10 protein-coding genes and 1 pseudogene are annotated in these 17,088 nt (G+C 63.2%); 4 read left to right on the top strand and 7 right to left on the bottom strand.

Annotated features, from left to right (window positions below; genetic code table 11):
* Window positions 1–2: 2 nt before the first annotated feature.
* The 4 genes from AB4N98_RS02035 to AB4N98_RS02020 form a co-directional block, all read right to left on the bottom strand.
* The gene (locus AB4N98_RS02035; RefSeq protein WP_017528345.1) at window positions 3–1,343 is read right to left on the bottom strand and encodes a c-type cytochrome; all 1,341 of its coding nucleotides are present in this window, start codon (window positions 1,341–1,343) and stop codon (window positions 3–5) included.
* Window positions 1,344–1,359: 16 nt separating this feature from the next.
* Window positions 1,360–3,591, bottom strand: coding sequence for a xanthine dehydrogenase family protein molybdopterin-binding subunit (locus tag AB4N98_RS02030; protein WP_460149195.1), 2,232 nt, complete (start codon window positions 3,589–3,591; stop codon window positions 1,360–1,362).
* Window positions 3,591–4,049, bottom strand: a complete 459-nt coding sequence (locus AB4N98_RS02025) for a (2Fe-2S)-binding protein (RefSeq protein WP_017528347.1) — start codon at window positions 4,047–4,049, stop codon at window positions 3,591–3,593. The genes AB4N98_RS02030 and AB4N98_RS02025 overlap by 1 nt, the downstream gene beginning before the upstream one ends.
* Window positions 4,050–4,807: 758 nt before the next feature.
* Window positions 4,808–5,707, bottom strand: coding sequence for a LysR family transcriptional regulator (locus AB4N98_RS02020; RefSeq protein ID WP_017528348.1), 900 nt, complete (start codon window positions 5,705–5,707; stop codon window positions 4,808–4,810).
* Window positions 5,708–5,814: 107 nt separating this feature from the next.
* Here AB4N98_RS02020 and AB4N98_RS02015 point away from each other — a divergent pair, with 107 nt between their 5' ends.
* Both AB4N98_RS02015 and AB4N98_RS02010 read left to right on the top strand, forming a co-directional pair.
* On the top strand, window positions 5,815–7,167 hold the full coding sequence (locus AB4N98_RS02015) for an MFS transporter (RefSeq protein ID WP_065877848.1): 1,353 nt from the start codon (window positions 5,815–5,817) through the stop codon (window positions 7,165–7,167).
* A complete protein-coding gene (locus tag AB4N98_RS02010; protein WP_017528350.1) occupies window positions 7,164–8,438 on the top strand; it encodes a glucarate dehydratase family protein in 1,275 nt (424 codons plus the stop codon). The genes AB4N98_RS02015 and AB4N98_RS02010 overlap by 4 nt, the downstream gene beginning before the upstream one ends.
* A gap of 82 nt (window positions 8,439–8,520) precedes the next feature.
* On the opposite strand, the pseudogene AB4N98_RS02005 reads toward AB4N98_RS02010, so the two are convergent.
* The 3 genes and pseudogenes from AB4N98_RS02005 to AB4N98_RS01995 form a co-directional block, all read right to left on the bottom strand.
* Window positions 8,521–10,883: pseudogene (locus AB4N98_RS02005) on the bottom strand (TonB-dependent siderophore receptor).
* A gap of 95 nt (window positions 10,884–10,978) precedes the next feature.
* The gene (locus tag AB4N98_RS02000; RefSeq protein WP_460149194.1) at window positions 10,979–11,947 is read right to left on the bottom strand and encodes a FecR domain-containing protein; all 969 of its coding nucleotides are present in this window, start codon (window positions 11,945–11,947) and stop codon (window positions 10,979–10,981) included.
* Window positions 11,948–12,463, bottom strand: coding sequence for a sigma-70 family RNA polymerase sigma factor (locus AB4N98_RS01995; RefSeq protein ID WP_017528353.1), 516 nt, complete (start codon window positions 12,461–12,463; stop codon window positions 11,948–11,950).
* Window positions 12,464–12,644: 181 nt separating this feature from the next.
* Here AB4N98_RS01995 and AB4N98_RS01990 point away from each other — a divergent pair, with 181 nt between their 5' ends.
* Both AB4N98_RS01990 and AB4N98_RS01985 read left to right on the top strand, forming a co-directional pair.
* Complete coding sequence (locus AB4N98_RS01990; RefSeq protein ID WP_068932187.1) at window positions 12,645–14,810, top strand: TonB-dependent receptor; 2,166 nt, start codon at window positions 12,645–12,647, stop codon at window positions 14,808–14,810.
* Window positions 14,811–15,007: 197 nt separating this feature from the next.
* Window positions 15,008–17,065 carry a TonB-dependent receptor gene (locus tag AB4N98_RS01985; protein ID WP_065877900.1) on the top strand — a complete coding sequence of 686 codons (2,058 nt, stop codon included), beginning with the start codon at window positions 15,008–15,010 and terminating at the stop codon, window positions 17,063–17,065.
* Window positions 17,066–17,088 lie beyond the last annotated feature (23 nt).

Raw genomic sequence — 17,088 nt, 5'->3', positions numbered from 1 at the left:
CATCAGCGCATATGCAAAATGATCGGGCTGCTGCTGGCCGGGTCGGTGTGCCCGCGCAGCGTGCCCACTGCCTCGGGGGCCACCGCACCCGCCTGATTACCCCAGGTGCCGCGCACAAAGGTCAGCACCTCGGCGATTTGCTGGTCGGACAACTGCTCACGGAACGCCGGCATGCGATACGCGTCCGGCACCCCGGCAGCCACGACGCGTTGCGAGCCGTTGAGGGTGATATTGATCGCCGACGCGGTTTCCTTGGCCAATGCCGAAGTGGCACCGGCCAGCGGTGGCATCCAGTCGGGCTGGCCCTTGCCGTCGGCACCATGGCAAGAAGCGCAGCGGGTGGCGTAGGTGTGGGCGCCGGGGGTATCCGGGCGCACCTCGGTGGCCACGTACTGCCAGGGCGTGCCGTCACGCTGCGGGTCGCCGGGCAGTGACTTGAGGTAGCGGGCAATGGCGGCCAGGTCATCGTCGGCCATGAACTGCGTGGAGTTGTTGAACGCCTCGGTCATCGACCCGTAGACCACGGCGTGGCGGTTACGCCCGGTCTTGAGGAACTGCACGATCTGCGGCTCGCCCCAACGGCCCAGCCCGGTGTTGGGGTCCTGGCGCAGGCTCGGTGCATACCAGCCATCAAGCAAGGCACCGGCGAGGAACGGCTTGCCGGATTCATCCAGCGCTTTCTCGTTAAAGGCCAGCCCACGCGGCGTGTGGCAACTGCCGCAGTGGCCGGGGCCCTGGACGACATAGGCGCCGCGATTCCACAACGCGTCCTGATCAGCCTTGGCGGCATAGGGGGCGGTTGGCGCGAACAGGCCGTTCCACAGCGCGATGGGCCAACGCAGGTTCAGCGGCCAGGGGATATCGCTGGGGATGTTCGCTTGGCTGGCCGGTTGCACACCTTTCATGAAAAACGCATACATCGCCCGAATGTCGTCGTCGCTGAGCTTGGCGTAAGACGGGTACGGCATGGCCGGGTAGAGCCGGCGGCCGCCCGGCGCGACGCCGTGGCGCACCGCCCGGTCGAAGTCGGCGAGGCTGTAGGTGCCGATGCCGTTATCGCGGTCCGGCGTGATATTGGTGGCATGAATCGCCCCCAGCGGCGTGGCCATTTCCAGGCCCCCGGCAAACGGCGCCTTGCCCGGCAGGCTGTGGCAGGCCACGCAGTCACTGAGGCGCGCGACGTACTCGCCACGGCTGACCTGGGCCGGGTCGAAACTGACGGCTTGTTGCTGTTCAAACGGTGTCGCGGGTTGACGGGTGACGTACCAGGCCAGCAGGCCGGCGGCGACCACGCAGGGCAGCGCGAGCCAGCCTGCGGTTCTTGCGAATCGACGGGTGTTCATGGGCGGTCTCGCTCGGTTAGCTGAAGGTGTATCGGCTCAGGGGCAGGCTGCGAATACGCTTGCCGGTCAACTGCGCCACGGCATTGGCCACGGCCGGTGCCACGGCGGGCAGCGGTGGTTCGCCGATGCCACCCATCTTTTCGCCACTCTCCACGATCTTCACGTGTACCTGCGCCATGCGTGAGGGCGGCAGGATCGGGTAAAGGTCGTAGTTGCGCGCCCGTGGCTTGCCGTTCACATACACCGCTTCTTCCAGCAAGGTTTGCGATAACCCCAGCGCGACCGCGCCGTTGACCTGCGCCTCGACAATCGCCGGATTGACGATGCTGCCTGGGTCGATGGCTTCCCAGATGTGGTGGACCTTGACCTGGCCGCTTTCAATCGACACCTCGGCGATCACCGCCGCGTGTGAACCGAACGGTGAGGCCATGGCCACGCCACGGGCACGGCGTGTGCCGTCTTCGGCGGTGTAGGGGCCGCGCTTCCAGCCGCCGGACAACTCGGCCACCGCCTTGAGCAGGGTGGTCAGCCGCGGATTGTCGCGCAGCAAATGCAGGCGTAGCTCGTACGGGTCGCGTTTGCCGGTGTCGGCCAGTTCGTCAAGGAAGGCTTCGTAGAAAAAGTCGTTGAGCGAGTTGCCCACCGAGCGCCAGTAGCCGAGCATCGCCGGGCCTTTGACGTAGATCTGCGCGATGCGTTTGTTGGGGATGGCGTAGCTCTTGCCCGACAACCCCTCAAGGGCCGTGGGGTCGATTTTATCGCCCTGTTTGCCGGCAATGGCTTCGGTGGGGCCTTCGGTGGCGCTGACCGCTTCGATGGCTACCGGCAAGCCGTCGGCATCCAGCGCGGCGCGGAACTTGACCACCGCGACCGGGCGCAGTACATCGCGCAGGAACTCTTCTTCCCGGCTCCAGATCAGCTTGACCGGGCGGCCCACGGCCTTGGCCAACGCGATGGCCTGTGGGTAAGGGCTGGCCGAGTCATACAGAAAGTGGCGGCCGAAAAAGCCGCCGAGCAGCGGCGAATGCAGGTTGATCTGCTCAAGGGCCAGGCCGGTGCGCTTGGCGATGTCGGCGCGGAACATGTCCGGTGCCTGGTTGGGCAACCAGATGTCCAACGAGCCGTCGGGGTTGAAACGCGCCAGGGCGGAAGGCGGCTCCAACTGGGCGTGGTTGACGTATTGGTTGTGGTAAGTGGCTTCGACCTGGGTCTTGGCGTTTTTCAGCGCGGCGGCCACGTCGCCTTCGTTTTCATCGTCGCGGGCCGGGCCTTGCTGGGTCGCAAGGAAGTCGCGGTAGCCATCGCTGGAAAACTCAGCGGGCATGGTGCGCACTGTGGAGTCGGCAGTCGGTTCTTGCCAGTCAACCTGGATTGCCTCCACCGCGCGCTTGGCATGCCACCAGCGTTCGGCCACCACGGCCACCGCGCCAGGCAACGTGTGCACGGAATGCACGCCCTTCATACCTTCGACCTGTGCCTGGTTACGCAGGCCGCCCACGGTCATGCCCAGGCGCGGCGCGTGCTGCACGGCGGCGTGGAGCATGCCGTCGACCTTCAAATCGATGCTGTACAGCGCCTTGCCGGTGGATTTGTCGTAGGCGTCCACGCGTTTGACCGGTTTGCCGATCCAGCGGAACTGGCTCGGATCGCGCAAGGTAATAGTGGCCGGGTCAGGCACCGGCATATCCAGCGCGCGTGCGGCCAACTCGCCGTAGCCCACGGAGCGGCCGGACGCGGCGTGTACCACGCGGCCGGGTTGGGTGCTCAGTTCGCTCAGCGGCACGCGCAGTTGCTCGGCGCCGGCCTGCAGCAGCATGGCGCGGGCGAGGGCGCCGAGGCGGCGCATGGTCGGGTAGCTCATGCGCACCGACATGCTGCCGCCGGTGATGCGCATGCCGTTGTCCATCACCACGTAGGCATCGCCGGGCGGCGCGGCTTCGACGATGAACGTGGCCGGGTCGGCATCCAGTTCTTCACCGACGATTTGCGCCATGGCGGTGTGGGTGCCTTGGCCGCCTTCCATGAACGGGCTGAGCAGGCGCACCGTACCGTCCGGGCGAATCTCCAGAAATGCCGGCACTTGGGTGCCGCGCTCCACGCCGGTGGCGGCCTGCACCCGGCCAGACCCGAGTGGCAGGCCAAAGCCGATGACCAGCGCACCCACGGCGGTACTGGCCAGGAAGCGTCGACGCGACAGGTTGATCGGCTCGCCCAGGGGCACACCGGGAATCAGTTCAGGCGTGTTCATCAGGCGGTCTCCTTCCCGGCGGCCAGGTCATCCATGGCGGCATGGATGGCATTGTAGGTGCCGCAGCGGCACAGGTTGACCATCGCCGCGTCGATCTGGCCCTTGGTGGGGGCAGGGGTGTGCTTGAGCAGGGCTGTGGCCGCCATTACCTGGCCGGACTGGCAATAACCGCATTGCGCGACCTGATGCTCGACCCAGGCACTGACCACGCGTTTGCCCACCTCATCGGCTTCGATGGCTTCGATGGTGGTGATCTCGCGACCGACCACCCCGGCCACTGGCGTCACGCACGAGCGCACCACATTGCCGTCCACCAGCACCGAGCAGGCGCCGCACTGGGCCAGGCCGCAGCCGTATTTGGTACCGGTCAGGCCCAGATCGTCGCGGATCACCCACAGCAGTGGCGTGTCGGCGTCGGCATCGACCTGATAGGCCTTTTGGTTGATACGTAATTCCATGGCGGGCTCACCTGCTGATCATCGGTTGGTGGTGCGGGTTTCTTATAGGAGGGTGCGACCGCAGGTCGCCCATCGTCGAACTCTAGACTACGGCGCAAGGGCTATCTATCTGATGGGGCTCAAGTTCAGAGGATCAGGCAAGTATTCAACAGGATTGGGTGACTGCGTCGGGCTTTGGTGGTTGGCTGCCTGTGTGGGAGGGGGCTTGCCCCAATGCCAGTCAGTCAAGCGCAGATCCCCTGTGGGAGGGGGCTTGCTCCCGATAGCGACCTGACAGCCGGCCAGGATGTTGGATCAGATCGAGTACATATCCGTTGCTGCGGTAACGGCCACTTAGGGTTACGCCCTTACGGCGTGTCACTTTTGTAAAGGCACAAAAGTAACCAAAAAGCCTTCGCCCCAACACTCGGCACCTCGCTCAGGCTCGGTGTGCCCGTAATCCGACATTGATTTGGGGGCCGCCGCCACGCGCCATCCATGGCGCGGGGCGGCTAAACCGGCATCCCTGCCGGTTTGCCCCCCCAATCAATATCGAATTTCGGCCAGCGTGTTTGACGGGGCGATCCAAGATCAAGATCAAAAGCGCGGCGGCCTTAGAGCCGACCGGTATGCAACGCCGAACGTGCTGCAAATGTGGGTGGGGCGGTGCGATGATTCGACTTGCTCCCGATAGCGGTGAATCAGTCACGTGACTTTCTTCTGACCCACCGCTATCGGGAGCAAGCCCCCTCCCACAATGGCCTGTCGGTCATCGACACTCACGCCCAGCCCTCGCGCACCGCGCTGCGAATCCCTTCCAGCAACATGGCAAACGCCGGGTTGTCATTGTCTTCGCGCCAGATCAGGTGCAGTTCGCTCTGTGCGCCTTCGCCCAGGTCGATGTCGCGGAACATGACGTTCTTGAACACCACGCTGCTGGCGCAACGCGGCACCAGGGCCAGGCCCATGCCGGCGTTGACCAGCGCGAGGATGGTCAGTGACGAGCCCAGCCACTGTACGTATTGCGGCGCGACGCGGGCCGAGCGCAGCAGGCCGGTGAGCAGTTCGTTGAACGGCGGGTAGGCGGCGTGGGCGTACATCAAAAAGGGCTGCGCATCCAGGTCCTGCACGCTCACCGTATCGGCGTGTGCCAGCCGATGGCTGCTCGGCACCGCCAGTACAAACGGTTCGCGCACCAGGCATTCGGTGGCGTAGCCCGGTTCCAGCAGCGGTGCGCGGACGATGCCGAGGTCGATACGCCGGGCGCGCAGGGCTTCGTATTGCTGGTAGGTGTTCATCTCGGACAGGTCGATCTTTACCTGCGGCTGCTTGAGCCGCGCTTCGGCGATCACCTTGGGCAGGAACTCATACACCGCGCTGCCGACGAAGCTGATATTGACCGTGCCGATATCGCCTTCGGCAAAGCGCCGCGCGGTGATGGCCGCTTGCTGGGCGCGTTCGAGCAGGTTCTGCGCCTCGATGAAAAAGGCCCGGCCGGCGGCGGTGAGCGCGACGCTGCGGGTGGTGCGGGTAAACAGTTCCACCCCCAGGTGATGCTCCAGCAACTGGATCTGCCGGCTCAGTGGCGGCTGGGTCATGTTCAGCCGTTCGGCGGCGCGGCGAAAATTCAGCTCGGTGGCCACGGTGGTGAAGCAGCGCAATTGCGTCAGCTCAAACATTGATCTAATTCCGGTATCAATCGCATGTCAGGTTAGATTAGACGGGAACAATCCTCGGCGTCCATCATCGACTCGTCCCTTAAAAAAACAATCAATGGGAGTTGCCCGTGGATATCCTCCAGAGTCCGCCAGACCCGACCGTGCTTGCCCGCGCGGCGGCCAAGGTCAAGCGCCATGTGCTGCCGCTGTTCGTGGTGATGTTCATCGTCAATTACATCGATCGGGTCAATATCGGTTTCGTACGCAGCCATATGGAAACCGACCTGGGCATCGGCGCGGCGGCCTACGGCTTGGGGGCCGGGTTGTTTTTTATCGGCTACGCGATCTTCGAAGTGCCCTCCAACCTGCTGCTGCAGCGCTACGGCGCGCGGGCTTGGCTGACGCGCATCATGTTCACCTGGGGCGCGGCGGCGATGGCGATGGCGTTTGTGCGCGGGGAAACCAGCTTCTATATCTTGCGGTTCATCCTGGGCGCCGCCGAGGCCGGTTTCTTCCCCGGCATCATCTATTACTTCACACAATGGTTGCCGGCCAGCGAGCGCGGCAAGGCCATGGCGATTTTTCTCAGTGGTTCGGCCATCGCCTCGGTGATCTCCGGGCCGGTGTCGGGGGCGTTGCTTAATGTCAGCGGTCTTAACCTGCACGGCTGGCAGTGGATGTTCCTGATCGAAGGTTTTGCTTCCATCGCGCTCTGTGGGTGTGTGTGGTTCTGGTTGCAGTCCCACCCGCAGCAGGCCAAGTGGCTCAGCGACGACGAAAAACACGCGCTGGTCAGCGCCATTGCGCTTGAGCAGCAGGCACGCGAGGCGAGCCAGAGCGTGCGGCCATCGATGTTCAAGCTGCTGGCCGACAAACAGATCGCGCTGTTCTGCTTTATTTACTTTTCCATCGCCCTGACCATCTACGGCGCCACGTTCTGGTTGCCGAGCATGATCAAGAAAATGGGCAATCTGGGCGACTTCCAGGTGGGCTTGTTCAACTCGATTCCGTGGTTGATTTCGATCGTCGCCATGTACGGGTTCGCATCCCTGGCCAGCAAGTGGAAACACCAGCAGGCGTGGGTGTCGCTGATGCTGGTGATCGCCGCGTTCGGCATGTTCATGTCCACCACCGGCGGGCCGGTGTTTGCCTTCGTCGCCATCTGTTTTGCCGCGATCGGCTTCAAGGCGGCTTCGGCGCTGTTCTGGCCGATCCCTCAGGGCTACCTGGATGCGCGCATTGCGGCGGCGGTAATTGCCTTGATCAATTCGGTGGGCAACCTGGGCGGTTTCGTGGCGCCCACCACTTTCGGGTTGCTGGAGCAGACCACCGGGTCCATCGAGGGTGGTTTGTATGGCCTCGCCGCGACCTCGCTGGTGGCTGCGGTGATGGTGTTCTTTGCCCGCGCCACGCCTCGAGGGCCAACTCCTTCTTCTCATCATCACGCCATGCGTCCAGGTCCACAGGGAGCCGCCTCTTGAAAATTGTCCGCGTTACCGTCACCCCGATTGCTTTCCGTGACCCGCCATTGCTCAACGCCAGCGGTATTCACGAACCCTTCGCGCTGCGTTCGATCATCGAGATCGAGAGCGACACCGGCTACATCGGCCTCGGCGAGAGCTATGGCGATGCCCCGGCGCTGGCGATCCAGCAACAGGTGCAGTCGCAGCTGATCGGGCTCGATCCGTTCAACCTCAACCAACTGCGCGCCATTGTGCAAGCCACGGTGGCGGCGCATAAACCGGCAAGCCTGGCCGGTGCCGAGCTGGCGCCGGGCTCCCACGCGAGCAAGGCGGTGAGCAATGCCTATTCGGCGTTCGAGGTGGCGTTTCTCGACTTGCAGGCGCATTCGCTGAATGTACCGCTGGTGGACCTGCTCGGTGGCGCGGTTCGCGATCGGATCCCGTTCAGTGCCTACCTGTTCTTTAAATACGCCCAGCACATCGACTCGCCCTACAAGCCCGACAGTTGGGGCGAAGCGCTCAACGAAGAACAGATCGTCGCCCAGGCCCGGCGCATGCTCGAAACCTACGGCTTCAAAAGCATCAAGCTCAAGGCCGGGGCCCTGGAGCCCGAACATGAAGTGGCGTGCATCAAGGCCTTGAAGAAAGCTTTCCCCGGCGTGCCATTGCGCATCGACCCGAACGCCAACTGGTCGCTGGAAACCTCGATTCGCATGGCTGAACTTCTTGGTGACGACCTGCAATATTACGAAGACCCGACCCCCGGCCTGGACGGCATGGCCGAGCTGCACAAACGCACCGGCTTGCCCCTGGCGACCAATATGGTCGTGACCGACTTTGACGAATTTCGGCGCAGCGTGGCCTTGGACAGCGTGCAGATCGTACTCGCCGACCACCACTATTGGGGCGGCCTGCGTGACACACAGGTGCTGGCGAAGATGTGCCAGACCTTTGGCCTGGGCGTGTCGATGCATTCCAATTCACACCTGGGCATTAGCCTGATGGCCATGGCCCACGTAGCCGCGTCGGTGCCCAACCTCGACTACGCCTGCGACACCCATTACCCGTGGCAGGAACCGGACGAGGAAGTGATCAAGGGCGGCAAATTGCCGATCATCGATGGCTGCGTGCAGGTCACCCGCGCACCGGGGCTGGGCCTGGAACTGGACCATGACCAGTTGGGCATGCTGCACGATCAATACCTGAGCTGCGGCATTCGCCAGCGCGACGATGTGAAACAGATGCGGCGTTATCAACCGGACTGGAAAACCGTCAAACCACGTTTTTGAAGCAGGTCGCTTGGTGTTGCCCGTGAGTGCATGTGGGTGCGCTTGCGGGCTTTTTTTGTGTGGCCTTGACTGTCGGTCTCGATCAGAAATCAACCGTAGCCGACAACGACAACGTGCGTGGCGAGCCTTGGGAAAACGCGCCGTATGAGGCAACGCCTGACCAATACTGGCGATCGAACAGGTTCTGTACCGTGGCGCGAAATGTGGTTGGCTGTTCGGCGATGCGGGTGCTGAAGCGCGCGCCGATATCGAAGCGTGTCCAGGCATCGAGCTGTTGCGTGTTGGCCTGGTTGGCGTACTGGCGGGCGGTATAGAGCGCGCCGCTGGTGAGCGTCAGGCCCTCGACCCATGGCGTGTCCCATTCGGCCCACAGGTTGGCTTGCACCTTGGGCACACCCACCGGTGCGTTGCCTTGGTTGGCGGCATTCGCGGTCTTGGTCAGTCGCGCGTCCAGCAGGGTCACGCCGCCGAGCAGGCGCGTGCCTTGGGTGACTTCGCCAGACACGCTCAGTTCGAGGCCGCGGTTGCGCTGTTGGCCCTGTACCGAAAAGCGCCCGGCGGCCAATTCGCCGCTGGGCTTGTGGATCTGGAACAGTGCGAGGGTCGACATGAACGTGCCGTAGTCGATCTTGACCCCGACTTCGTGTTGTTTGGACACGTAAGGCGCAAAGACCTCCCCGCGTTCGCGGCATTGGAGGGCGCCACGTCACCTTTGCTCAGGCCTTCGAGAGCGTTGTAGTAGAACGCCACATGCTCCCAGGGCTTGAGCACCACGCCAAACAGCGGTGTGATCTGGCTGTCGTCATAGGCGCTGGTGACGGCGCCTGCGTTGTTGTAGTTGCTCGATTGGATACGCTGCTGGCGCAGGCCGAGGGTGATCTGCGCCCGCTGGTCGAGTATCGACAAGGTGTCGGCGATGGCGACGCCGGAGAGTTCGGAGGCCGAGACTTTGGGCATATCCGGCTTGGCAATCGACGGTTCTGGCCGGTTCACCGGGTGATAGATATTCGACAGTACCGGCGCACCAGAAATGATCCCCCGCGACAGTTCATCGCGATAACGGCTGGCCTGTAGCGTGCTGCGGTGGCTGATCGGCCCCGTGTCAAAGCGCAGCCATGCTCCGACGTCGACCGTGTAGCGCTGCACGTTGAAGCGGTAGTAGCCGGGGATCGACGAGGTGTCGCCGGCGGCGTTGACGATGCTCGGGGTCTGGTCGGACAGGCGCGCCACGGCCGATTTGCCGCCGCCGGCGTGGGCGAACACGGTGAGGGCCTCGGTGAGGTCGTATTCGCCGCTGAGCAAAGCCGATTTGTCCCGGGTGCGCGACCAGCCCCAGTCCTGACTGACGTTGGTGCGGCCGTTGGCGGCGGTTGGGATGGCCACGCCGCTATCGATCAGGAACGGGCGGGAGGCCGCATCGAAGGTCTCTTGCTGGGAGATCAGGTCGAGGCTGGTACGCAGGCGTTCACCCTGGTAGTCCAGAGACAGGGCGCCGATGTCGATATTGCGCGACTGTTGGTCGATCACCGTGTCGCCATTCTGCACGCTGGCATTGATGCGTACGCCCAAGCGCCGCGCCTCGCCAAGCCGTCGGCTGATATCGAGGTGGTTGCCCCAGTGCGCATCCTGGGCGTAGCTGGCGGTATAACGGGTCAGGTCTTCATCGAGAGAGCGCTTGGGCACGATGTTGATCACCCCGCCTACCGCGCTGTTGGGCGCCATACCGTACAGCAGCGCGCCGGGGCCCTTGACCACTTCGATGCGCTCGGCGTAATCGGTAAACACGCGGTAATTGGATGCCACGCCGTACACACCGTCGAATGCCAACTCGCCGAGGTTGCCTTCACCTACCGGAAAACCACGGATGAAAAACGAGTCGACAATGCCGCCCGTCTGCCCGGTGGAGCGTACCGAGGAATCGCGTTCCAGCACATCGCCCACGGTGGTCGCCTGCTGGTCCTTGATCAGCGCCGCGCTGTAGGTGCTGACGCTGAAAGGCGCGTCCATGATGTCGGTATTGCCGAGCATGCCCAGGCGTCCACCGGTGGCCACTTGGTTGCCGGAGTACAGCGGTGGCAGGCTGTTGGTGCGTGGCTCGACGCCGCTGACCGTGGTGTCCGACAGCGTGACTTGGCGCAATACGAGGGTGTAGCTGCCGTCGTTGCGCAGTACCGCCTCCAGGCCGCTGCCGGCCAGCAACCGGCTCATGGCTTGCCGGGGCGAGTAGTTACCGGACAAACCCGGGCTGGTCAGGCCTTCGGTGAGGGCAGGGAGGAACGACAGGGCAATCCCGGCCTCCATGGCAAAACTCGACAGCGTGGCTCCGAGCGGGCCGGGGGCAATCTGATAAGCACGCACCCGCGCCGTCTCCAATGGCGCCGGCACGTCCGCCAGGGCGGTACCGGCCAGGGCCAGGCTGAGCAGCGCGCTGCGAATGACAAGCATGGAAGGCAGCCCTATGGATAAGAGGGAAGGGGGCTTGTGTTTGCCAGTCGAGATCAAAAAAAGTATCACCCGGCGCGGATTTATTGTTGCGGCTGTCAGGCCGGGGACAGGGTGACCCAATAGCCGTTCAGATGGCCGCTGGCGAGAACCGGGTAGGTTTGCACCAGCATGTTCAAGGTGCGCTGGGTGTCGGCGATGGGGAACGCGCCGGAAATGCGCAGGTCGGCAATCGCCGGGTCATAGCGCACGAAGCCACGGCGATAGCGCGTCAGTTCGGCGACAAAGTCGGCCAGGCGCATGTTGTCCGCCATCAGCATGCCTTGGGTCCAGGCACCGACATTGCGATCAGTGGGGCTGAGCGCGCCCCAATGTTGAGTGGAAAAGTCTATGCGTTGCCCGGCGTTGACGATCAACGGCGGCCGCTGGTCGTTTTCGGCCAGCACTACTTTAACGGCACCTTCGAGCACAGCCAGGTGGGTACGTTCGTTCAGTTCGCGCACGGTAAAACGCGTGCCCAGGGCCTGCAGGCGGCCCTCGCGCGTGCTGACCAGAAACGGGCGTGCGGTGTCTGCGGCAGTCTGCACCAGGATTTCGCCTTCGCGCAGGTGCAGCAGGCGTTGCTGGCTGTCGAACAGCACGTCGATGGCGGTGTCGGTGTTGAGGGTCACGCGCGAGCCGTCCGCCAGGGTCAGTTCGCGGCGTTCGCCGACGCGGGTGCGGTGGTCGGCTGTCCATTGCTGGGACTGTGTCAGCTTCCAACTGCCCCAGCCTACCGGCATCACCGCCAACAGCAGCGCCAGTTTGCCCAGGGCGGCGCGGCGTTGCGGGTTGCTTGGGCGGTCCAGGGTCGACATCGCCAGGGACGGCGGCAGGCCACCGAGCGTGCTTTGCAGCAATTGGGCCCGAGTCCAGGCGCGAGCGCGTTCGGGGCTGCTGACCTTCCAGCGTTCCCATTCGGCGCGCTCGCTGGCGCTCAGGTCGGTTTCGCTCAGGCGCATCAGCCACTCGGCGGCTTCTTCCAGAACATCGGCGGGCAGCGGCGGTTCCTTGCCCAGGCTGAGCACTTATTCGACCCGCATCAGGCATTGCATGAACGCCTGTTTCATGTAGCGCTTGATGGTGATCAGCGACACGCCCAGTTGCTCGGCGATGGCCTGGTATTTGAGACCGTGGAGCTGCGACAGCAGGAACGCACGCTTGACCAGCGGCGGCAGCGCGTCGAGCATCGCGTCGATTTCGTGCAGGGTCTCCAGCACGATGAAGTGCGCTTGCGGTGACGGCACCTCGTGGGCCGGGACACTGGCGAGCGCTTCCAGGTACGCACGCTCCAACGCCTTGCGCTGGTACCAGTTGACCAGGATGCCCTTGGCCACGCAGGTCAGATAAGCGCGGGGCTGGTCGATCACCGTGACCTGGGAGGCGAGGATGCGGGTGAAGGTGTCCTGGGCCAGGTCCGCCGCATCCATGGCGTTGCCGAGTTTGCGTTTGAGCGTGGCGTACAGCCAGCCGTGATGGCCGCTGTACAGCGCCTCGATTGCACGCAGGTGAGAGGTGTTGGGGGCGGGGAGGCTGTCGCTCATGGTGCGGATTCGTGCAACTGAGAAGTATTCCCAATACTAAATGACAACCGCCGCGCATTGCAATCGCGCACGCGGCGACCGCCTGGTTCGAAAGAAAACGCAGGGCAGGTGATACTTTTTCGCGCGTCGGCTGGCATCAGCAGTAATTCCCCTCTGCTCTCGATGAAAGGACCCTGACGCCATGCCTGTTGCCAGCCGGTTAACACTCGCCATTCGTACCGCCCTGTTGCTGGCGGCTGCCAGCAGCAACGCCTGGGCCGCTATCGCCGAGCCGACCGACGACAGCCCGCCGCCCCTGACCCTTGACGCGACGAACGTCAACGCTCGCTACACCGGCCCCACCGACCTGCCCGATGTGCTCGCCGGTGGCCAGGTGGCCCGTGGCGCGCGCCTGGGCATGCTGGGCAACAAGGATGTGATGGACACGCCGTTCAGCGTTACCAGCTACACCGCCAAGACCCTCGCCGACCTGCAAACCGTGACCGTGGCCGATGCCCTGGAGCGCGACCCCTCGGTGCGTTCCACCGGGCAGACCGGGGGTATCGTCGACTCGTTTTTCGTGCGTGGCTTTGCGATCGGCGAGGGCAACCTGGGCGAGTTGGCGTATGACGGCGTGTACGGCGTGGCGCCCAACTACCGTGCATTTACCGAGTACGCCGAACGCGTCGAAGTACTCAAGGGGCCGGGAGCGTTGATGTACGGCATTTCACCCAACAGCGGCGTCGGCGGGGTGATCAATATCGTGCCCAAGCGCCCGCTGGATCAGGACTTGACCCGCTTCACCGGCAGTTACGCCTCCGATACCCAAGTGGGTGGCCACCTGGACATCAGCCGGCGCTTTGGCGACGAAAACCAGTTTGGCGTGCGCTTCAACGGTAGCCTCCAGGGCGGCGACACTGCCGTGGACAGCCAGAACCGCGATGTCGGTATCGGCGCCATCGCCCTGGATTATCGCGGCGAGCGGCTGCGCCTGAACCTCGATTACCTCAGTCAGAAAGAGAGCTTTGAAGGCGCTTCGCGGCCTTTCACCATTGCGCCGGGCGCGGACGTGCCGTCTGCCGCGAACGGCCGCACCAGCCTGCCGCAGAAGTGGGGCTGGTCGGACACCAAGGAGCAGTCGGCGTTGCTCGGCGGCGAATATGACCTGAGCGACTCGCTCACCGTGTTCGCCCACGCCGGTGGCGGCAGGTCGGATGTGAAGCGCATGTCCGACCAGGTGCCACAAATTCTCAACGCCGCCGGTGATACCAGCAACACGCCCGGTTACTACAAGTTCAACGTTGACCGCTCCACCGCCGATGTGGGCCTGCGCGGGTTGTTCGCGACGGGCCCGGTGACCCATACCGCTACGCTGATGGCAACCCGTTACCAGGACGAACTGTCCCGTGGCATCAACAGTGGCACGCTGGTTCGCTCCAATCTGTATCACCCGGTGGACGCGCCCAAGCAATCAATCAACGCGCCCCGGGTGTTGCGCGTTTCCGAATCGGATTTGTCCGGCGTGGCGCTGACGGACACCCTGGGCTTTCTGGATGAGCGCATCCAACTGACCCTGGGCGTGCGTCGCCAGGCGATTGAGTCACGTAACTACAACGCCGCGGGCGCGGTCAGCTCACGCTACAAAGACAACGCGACCACGCCGCTGGTGGGCGTGGTGGTCAAGCCGTGGGATGACGTGTCGCTCTACTACAACTATGTCGAGGGCCTGAGCAAAGGCGACACCGCCCCAGGCACGGCGAGCAACGCCGGCGACACCTTTGCGCCGTACAAGTCCAAGCAGCATGAGCTGGGCGTGAAGTATGAGCACGGTACTTTCATGACCAGCGTGGCGTTGTTCCAGATCGAAAAGCCCAGCGGCGAACTGGGCGCCAATGGTGTGTATTCGGTACAGGCCGAGCAGCGCAACCGTGGCGTCGAACTGAGCGCGTACGGCGAAGTGGCACCCCGCACGCGGTTGATGGGCGGCGTGACCTTTCTTGAGGGTGAGCTGACAAAGTCCGCCACCGCAGCCAACCGTGGCAACAAACCCGTGGGCGTGCCGGACATCCAGGCCAACCTGTGGGCCGAGTACGACACCCTGTGGCTGGAAGGCTTTACCCTCACCGGCGGCGCGATCTACACCGATAGCCAATACGTCAATCAGGCCAATACCCAGGCGCTGGATTCCTGGACGCGCATCGACGCGGGCGCGCGGTATGTGACGAAGATAGAAGGGCGGCCCACCACTTTGCGCGCGACCGTACAGAACGTGTTTGATCGCGAGTATTGGTCGGGTGTGGCGTCGTATGGGGCGTTTTCGCCGGGTTATCCACGTACGTTGCAGCTGTCGGCCACGGTCGATTTCTGACTGCGTTGCGGCCGGATCACGCTGACGCAGGGCCGATGTAATCAATCGGATACACGAATGCGCATTCATGACGAATGATATTGTTTATCAATTACATTCACTTCCTGTTGGGTATCCCTTAAACTCCGCCCTGCTGGCGTTTGGCTGCTTTTTGGCACGCCGCAAAAACAATAATGATCGGTCACAGGGGCGCGGGCGTGAATTTCAAAAAGAATACAATTGCACTGGCGGTAGGGTCGGTGGTGTGCGTGACAGGTGGCGCCTGGGCGGCTGAAACGGCCCCCCTGGAAATTGCCCCGATCACGGTGAGCGGGGAAAAAATCAACCGCAGCCTTGAGCAAACCCAATCCAGCGTAGTGGTGGTGACTGAACAGCAACTGCGCGACAAGGCCGACCACAGCCTGGTCGATGTCTTCGCTCGTACGCCGGGCGTGTACAGCCAGGCCGGTAACGAAAACTGGGGTATTCGCGGTGTGCCGGTGTCCGGTTTCGACGACCAGGGCCCGGCCACCCTCAACGGCGCTGTGTCGGTGTATGTGGACGGCGCCGTGCAACCCAACCGTACCCTGACCCTGAGCCCCACGACATTGTGGGATGTCGAGCAAGTCGAGGTCTTCCTCGGCCCGCAATCCACCACCCAGGGGCGCAACTCCCTGGCCGGTGCGGTGGTGGTGCAGACCCGCAACCCGACGTTCCAACCCAGCTTTTCGGCGCAAACCAATGTGGGCAACTACGGTGAAAAAGGCGCGGCGGTTGCCGGCGGCGGGAGCATTGTCGATGACAAGATCGCCGGGCGCATCGCCCTGGATTACCAGGATGGCGATGGCTATATCGATAACATCGCGCTCGGCAAGGACGCCAACCCCCATCGCACCAGCAATGCACGCGGCAAGCTGCTGATCACGCCCAGCGACGACCTCGACGTCTTGCTCACCTATGCCCACAACGAACACCGCCAGGGTGACAACTCGGTCATCCGCAACCCGGACAAGGTGCGTTACTACAAGGTGTCTTCCAACACCCAGGCGTTCGACAACCTTCTCCAGGACACCGTCAGCGCCAAGCTCGACTACCGCCTCGACGACCAGTGGTCGCTGACCAGCCTCACCACCAACACGAATTCGGACTACAGCAACCGCCTGGATTTCGACCAGAACGCCGTGGACAACGACGTCATTCTGCGCAAGCAGGATGGCAAACTGTTCGGCCAGGAACTGCGCCTCAACTACAGCTCGGACACGGTGAAGAGTTTCATCGGGGCCTACTACGGCCACAACACCAACAATTTCCACGACCGGTTGTTGTCTGCTGGTGAGTTGGCAGCGACGGTCAAAGGCGACACGACTATCGAAAACAAAGCGCTGTTCGGTGAAGTCAACTGGACCTTTGCCCCGCGCTGGACGCTGGTCACCGGCCTGCGCTACGACCACGAGACCAACGACACTGACATCAAGCAGGACGATCTGTCCGACGCCGCCAAGGTCAACAAGTCGTTCGCCGCCGTGCTGCCCAAACTCGGTATCAACTACGAACTCGCCGCCGGCCAGTACCTGGGCTTTATGGTGCAAAAGGGCTATCGCGGCGGCGGCGTGAATGTGCGCTCCGGCAGCGGCCACCAGTCGTACGACCCTGAGTACACCACCAACTACGAGTTGTCATACCGCGGTTCATTCTTCGAAGACACCCTGCGCGCCCGCGCCAACCTGTATTACACCGACTGGAAAGACCAACAGGTCAGCGTGCGCCAGGCCAACACCAATATCATTGACGTCTACAACGCCGGTCGCAGTGATATCAAGGGCCTGGAAGTGTTCGTCGAAAAAGACCTCAGCGAGCAGTTGACCTTGACCGTCGGGGGGGCGATCACCGACGGCAAATACAAGGACTTCATCGCGGGCAATGGCCAGGACCGCAGTGGCCAGGCGTTCCTGTACGCGCCCAAGTACAAGATGTCGGTGGGCGGCATCTATCGCATCAACGACCGCCTGACCTTCAACACCGACGTTACGTATCAGAGCACGACCCCGTCCGCGTACGAGTTCGATGCGGCGGGCAAGGTCAATGGCGAGCGCAGGAGTGACAACTACGTGCTGGCCAATTTCAGCAGCGAATTCAAAGTCACCCAGCACGTGGCGGTGTCGGGCTTCGTGAAAAACGCCTTCGACAAGCGCTACGTCACCAACAACCGCGATGACGAAATCATCGATGCGGGAGCGCCACGCACCTTTGGCATGGCGTTGCGTTACGACCTGTAAGCGGCACCCCTTCACCACTCGCG

This window comes from Pseudomonas sp. S3_E10 (assembly GCF_054667615.1).
The sequence above is the reverse complement of the archived record's forward strand: the minus strand, read 5'-3'. Positions and strand labels throughout refer to the sequence as shown.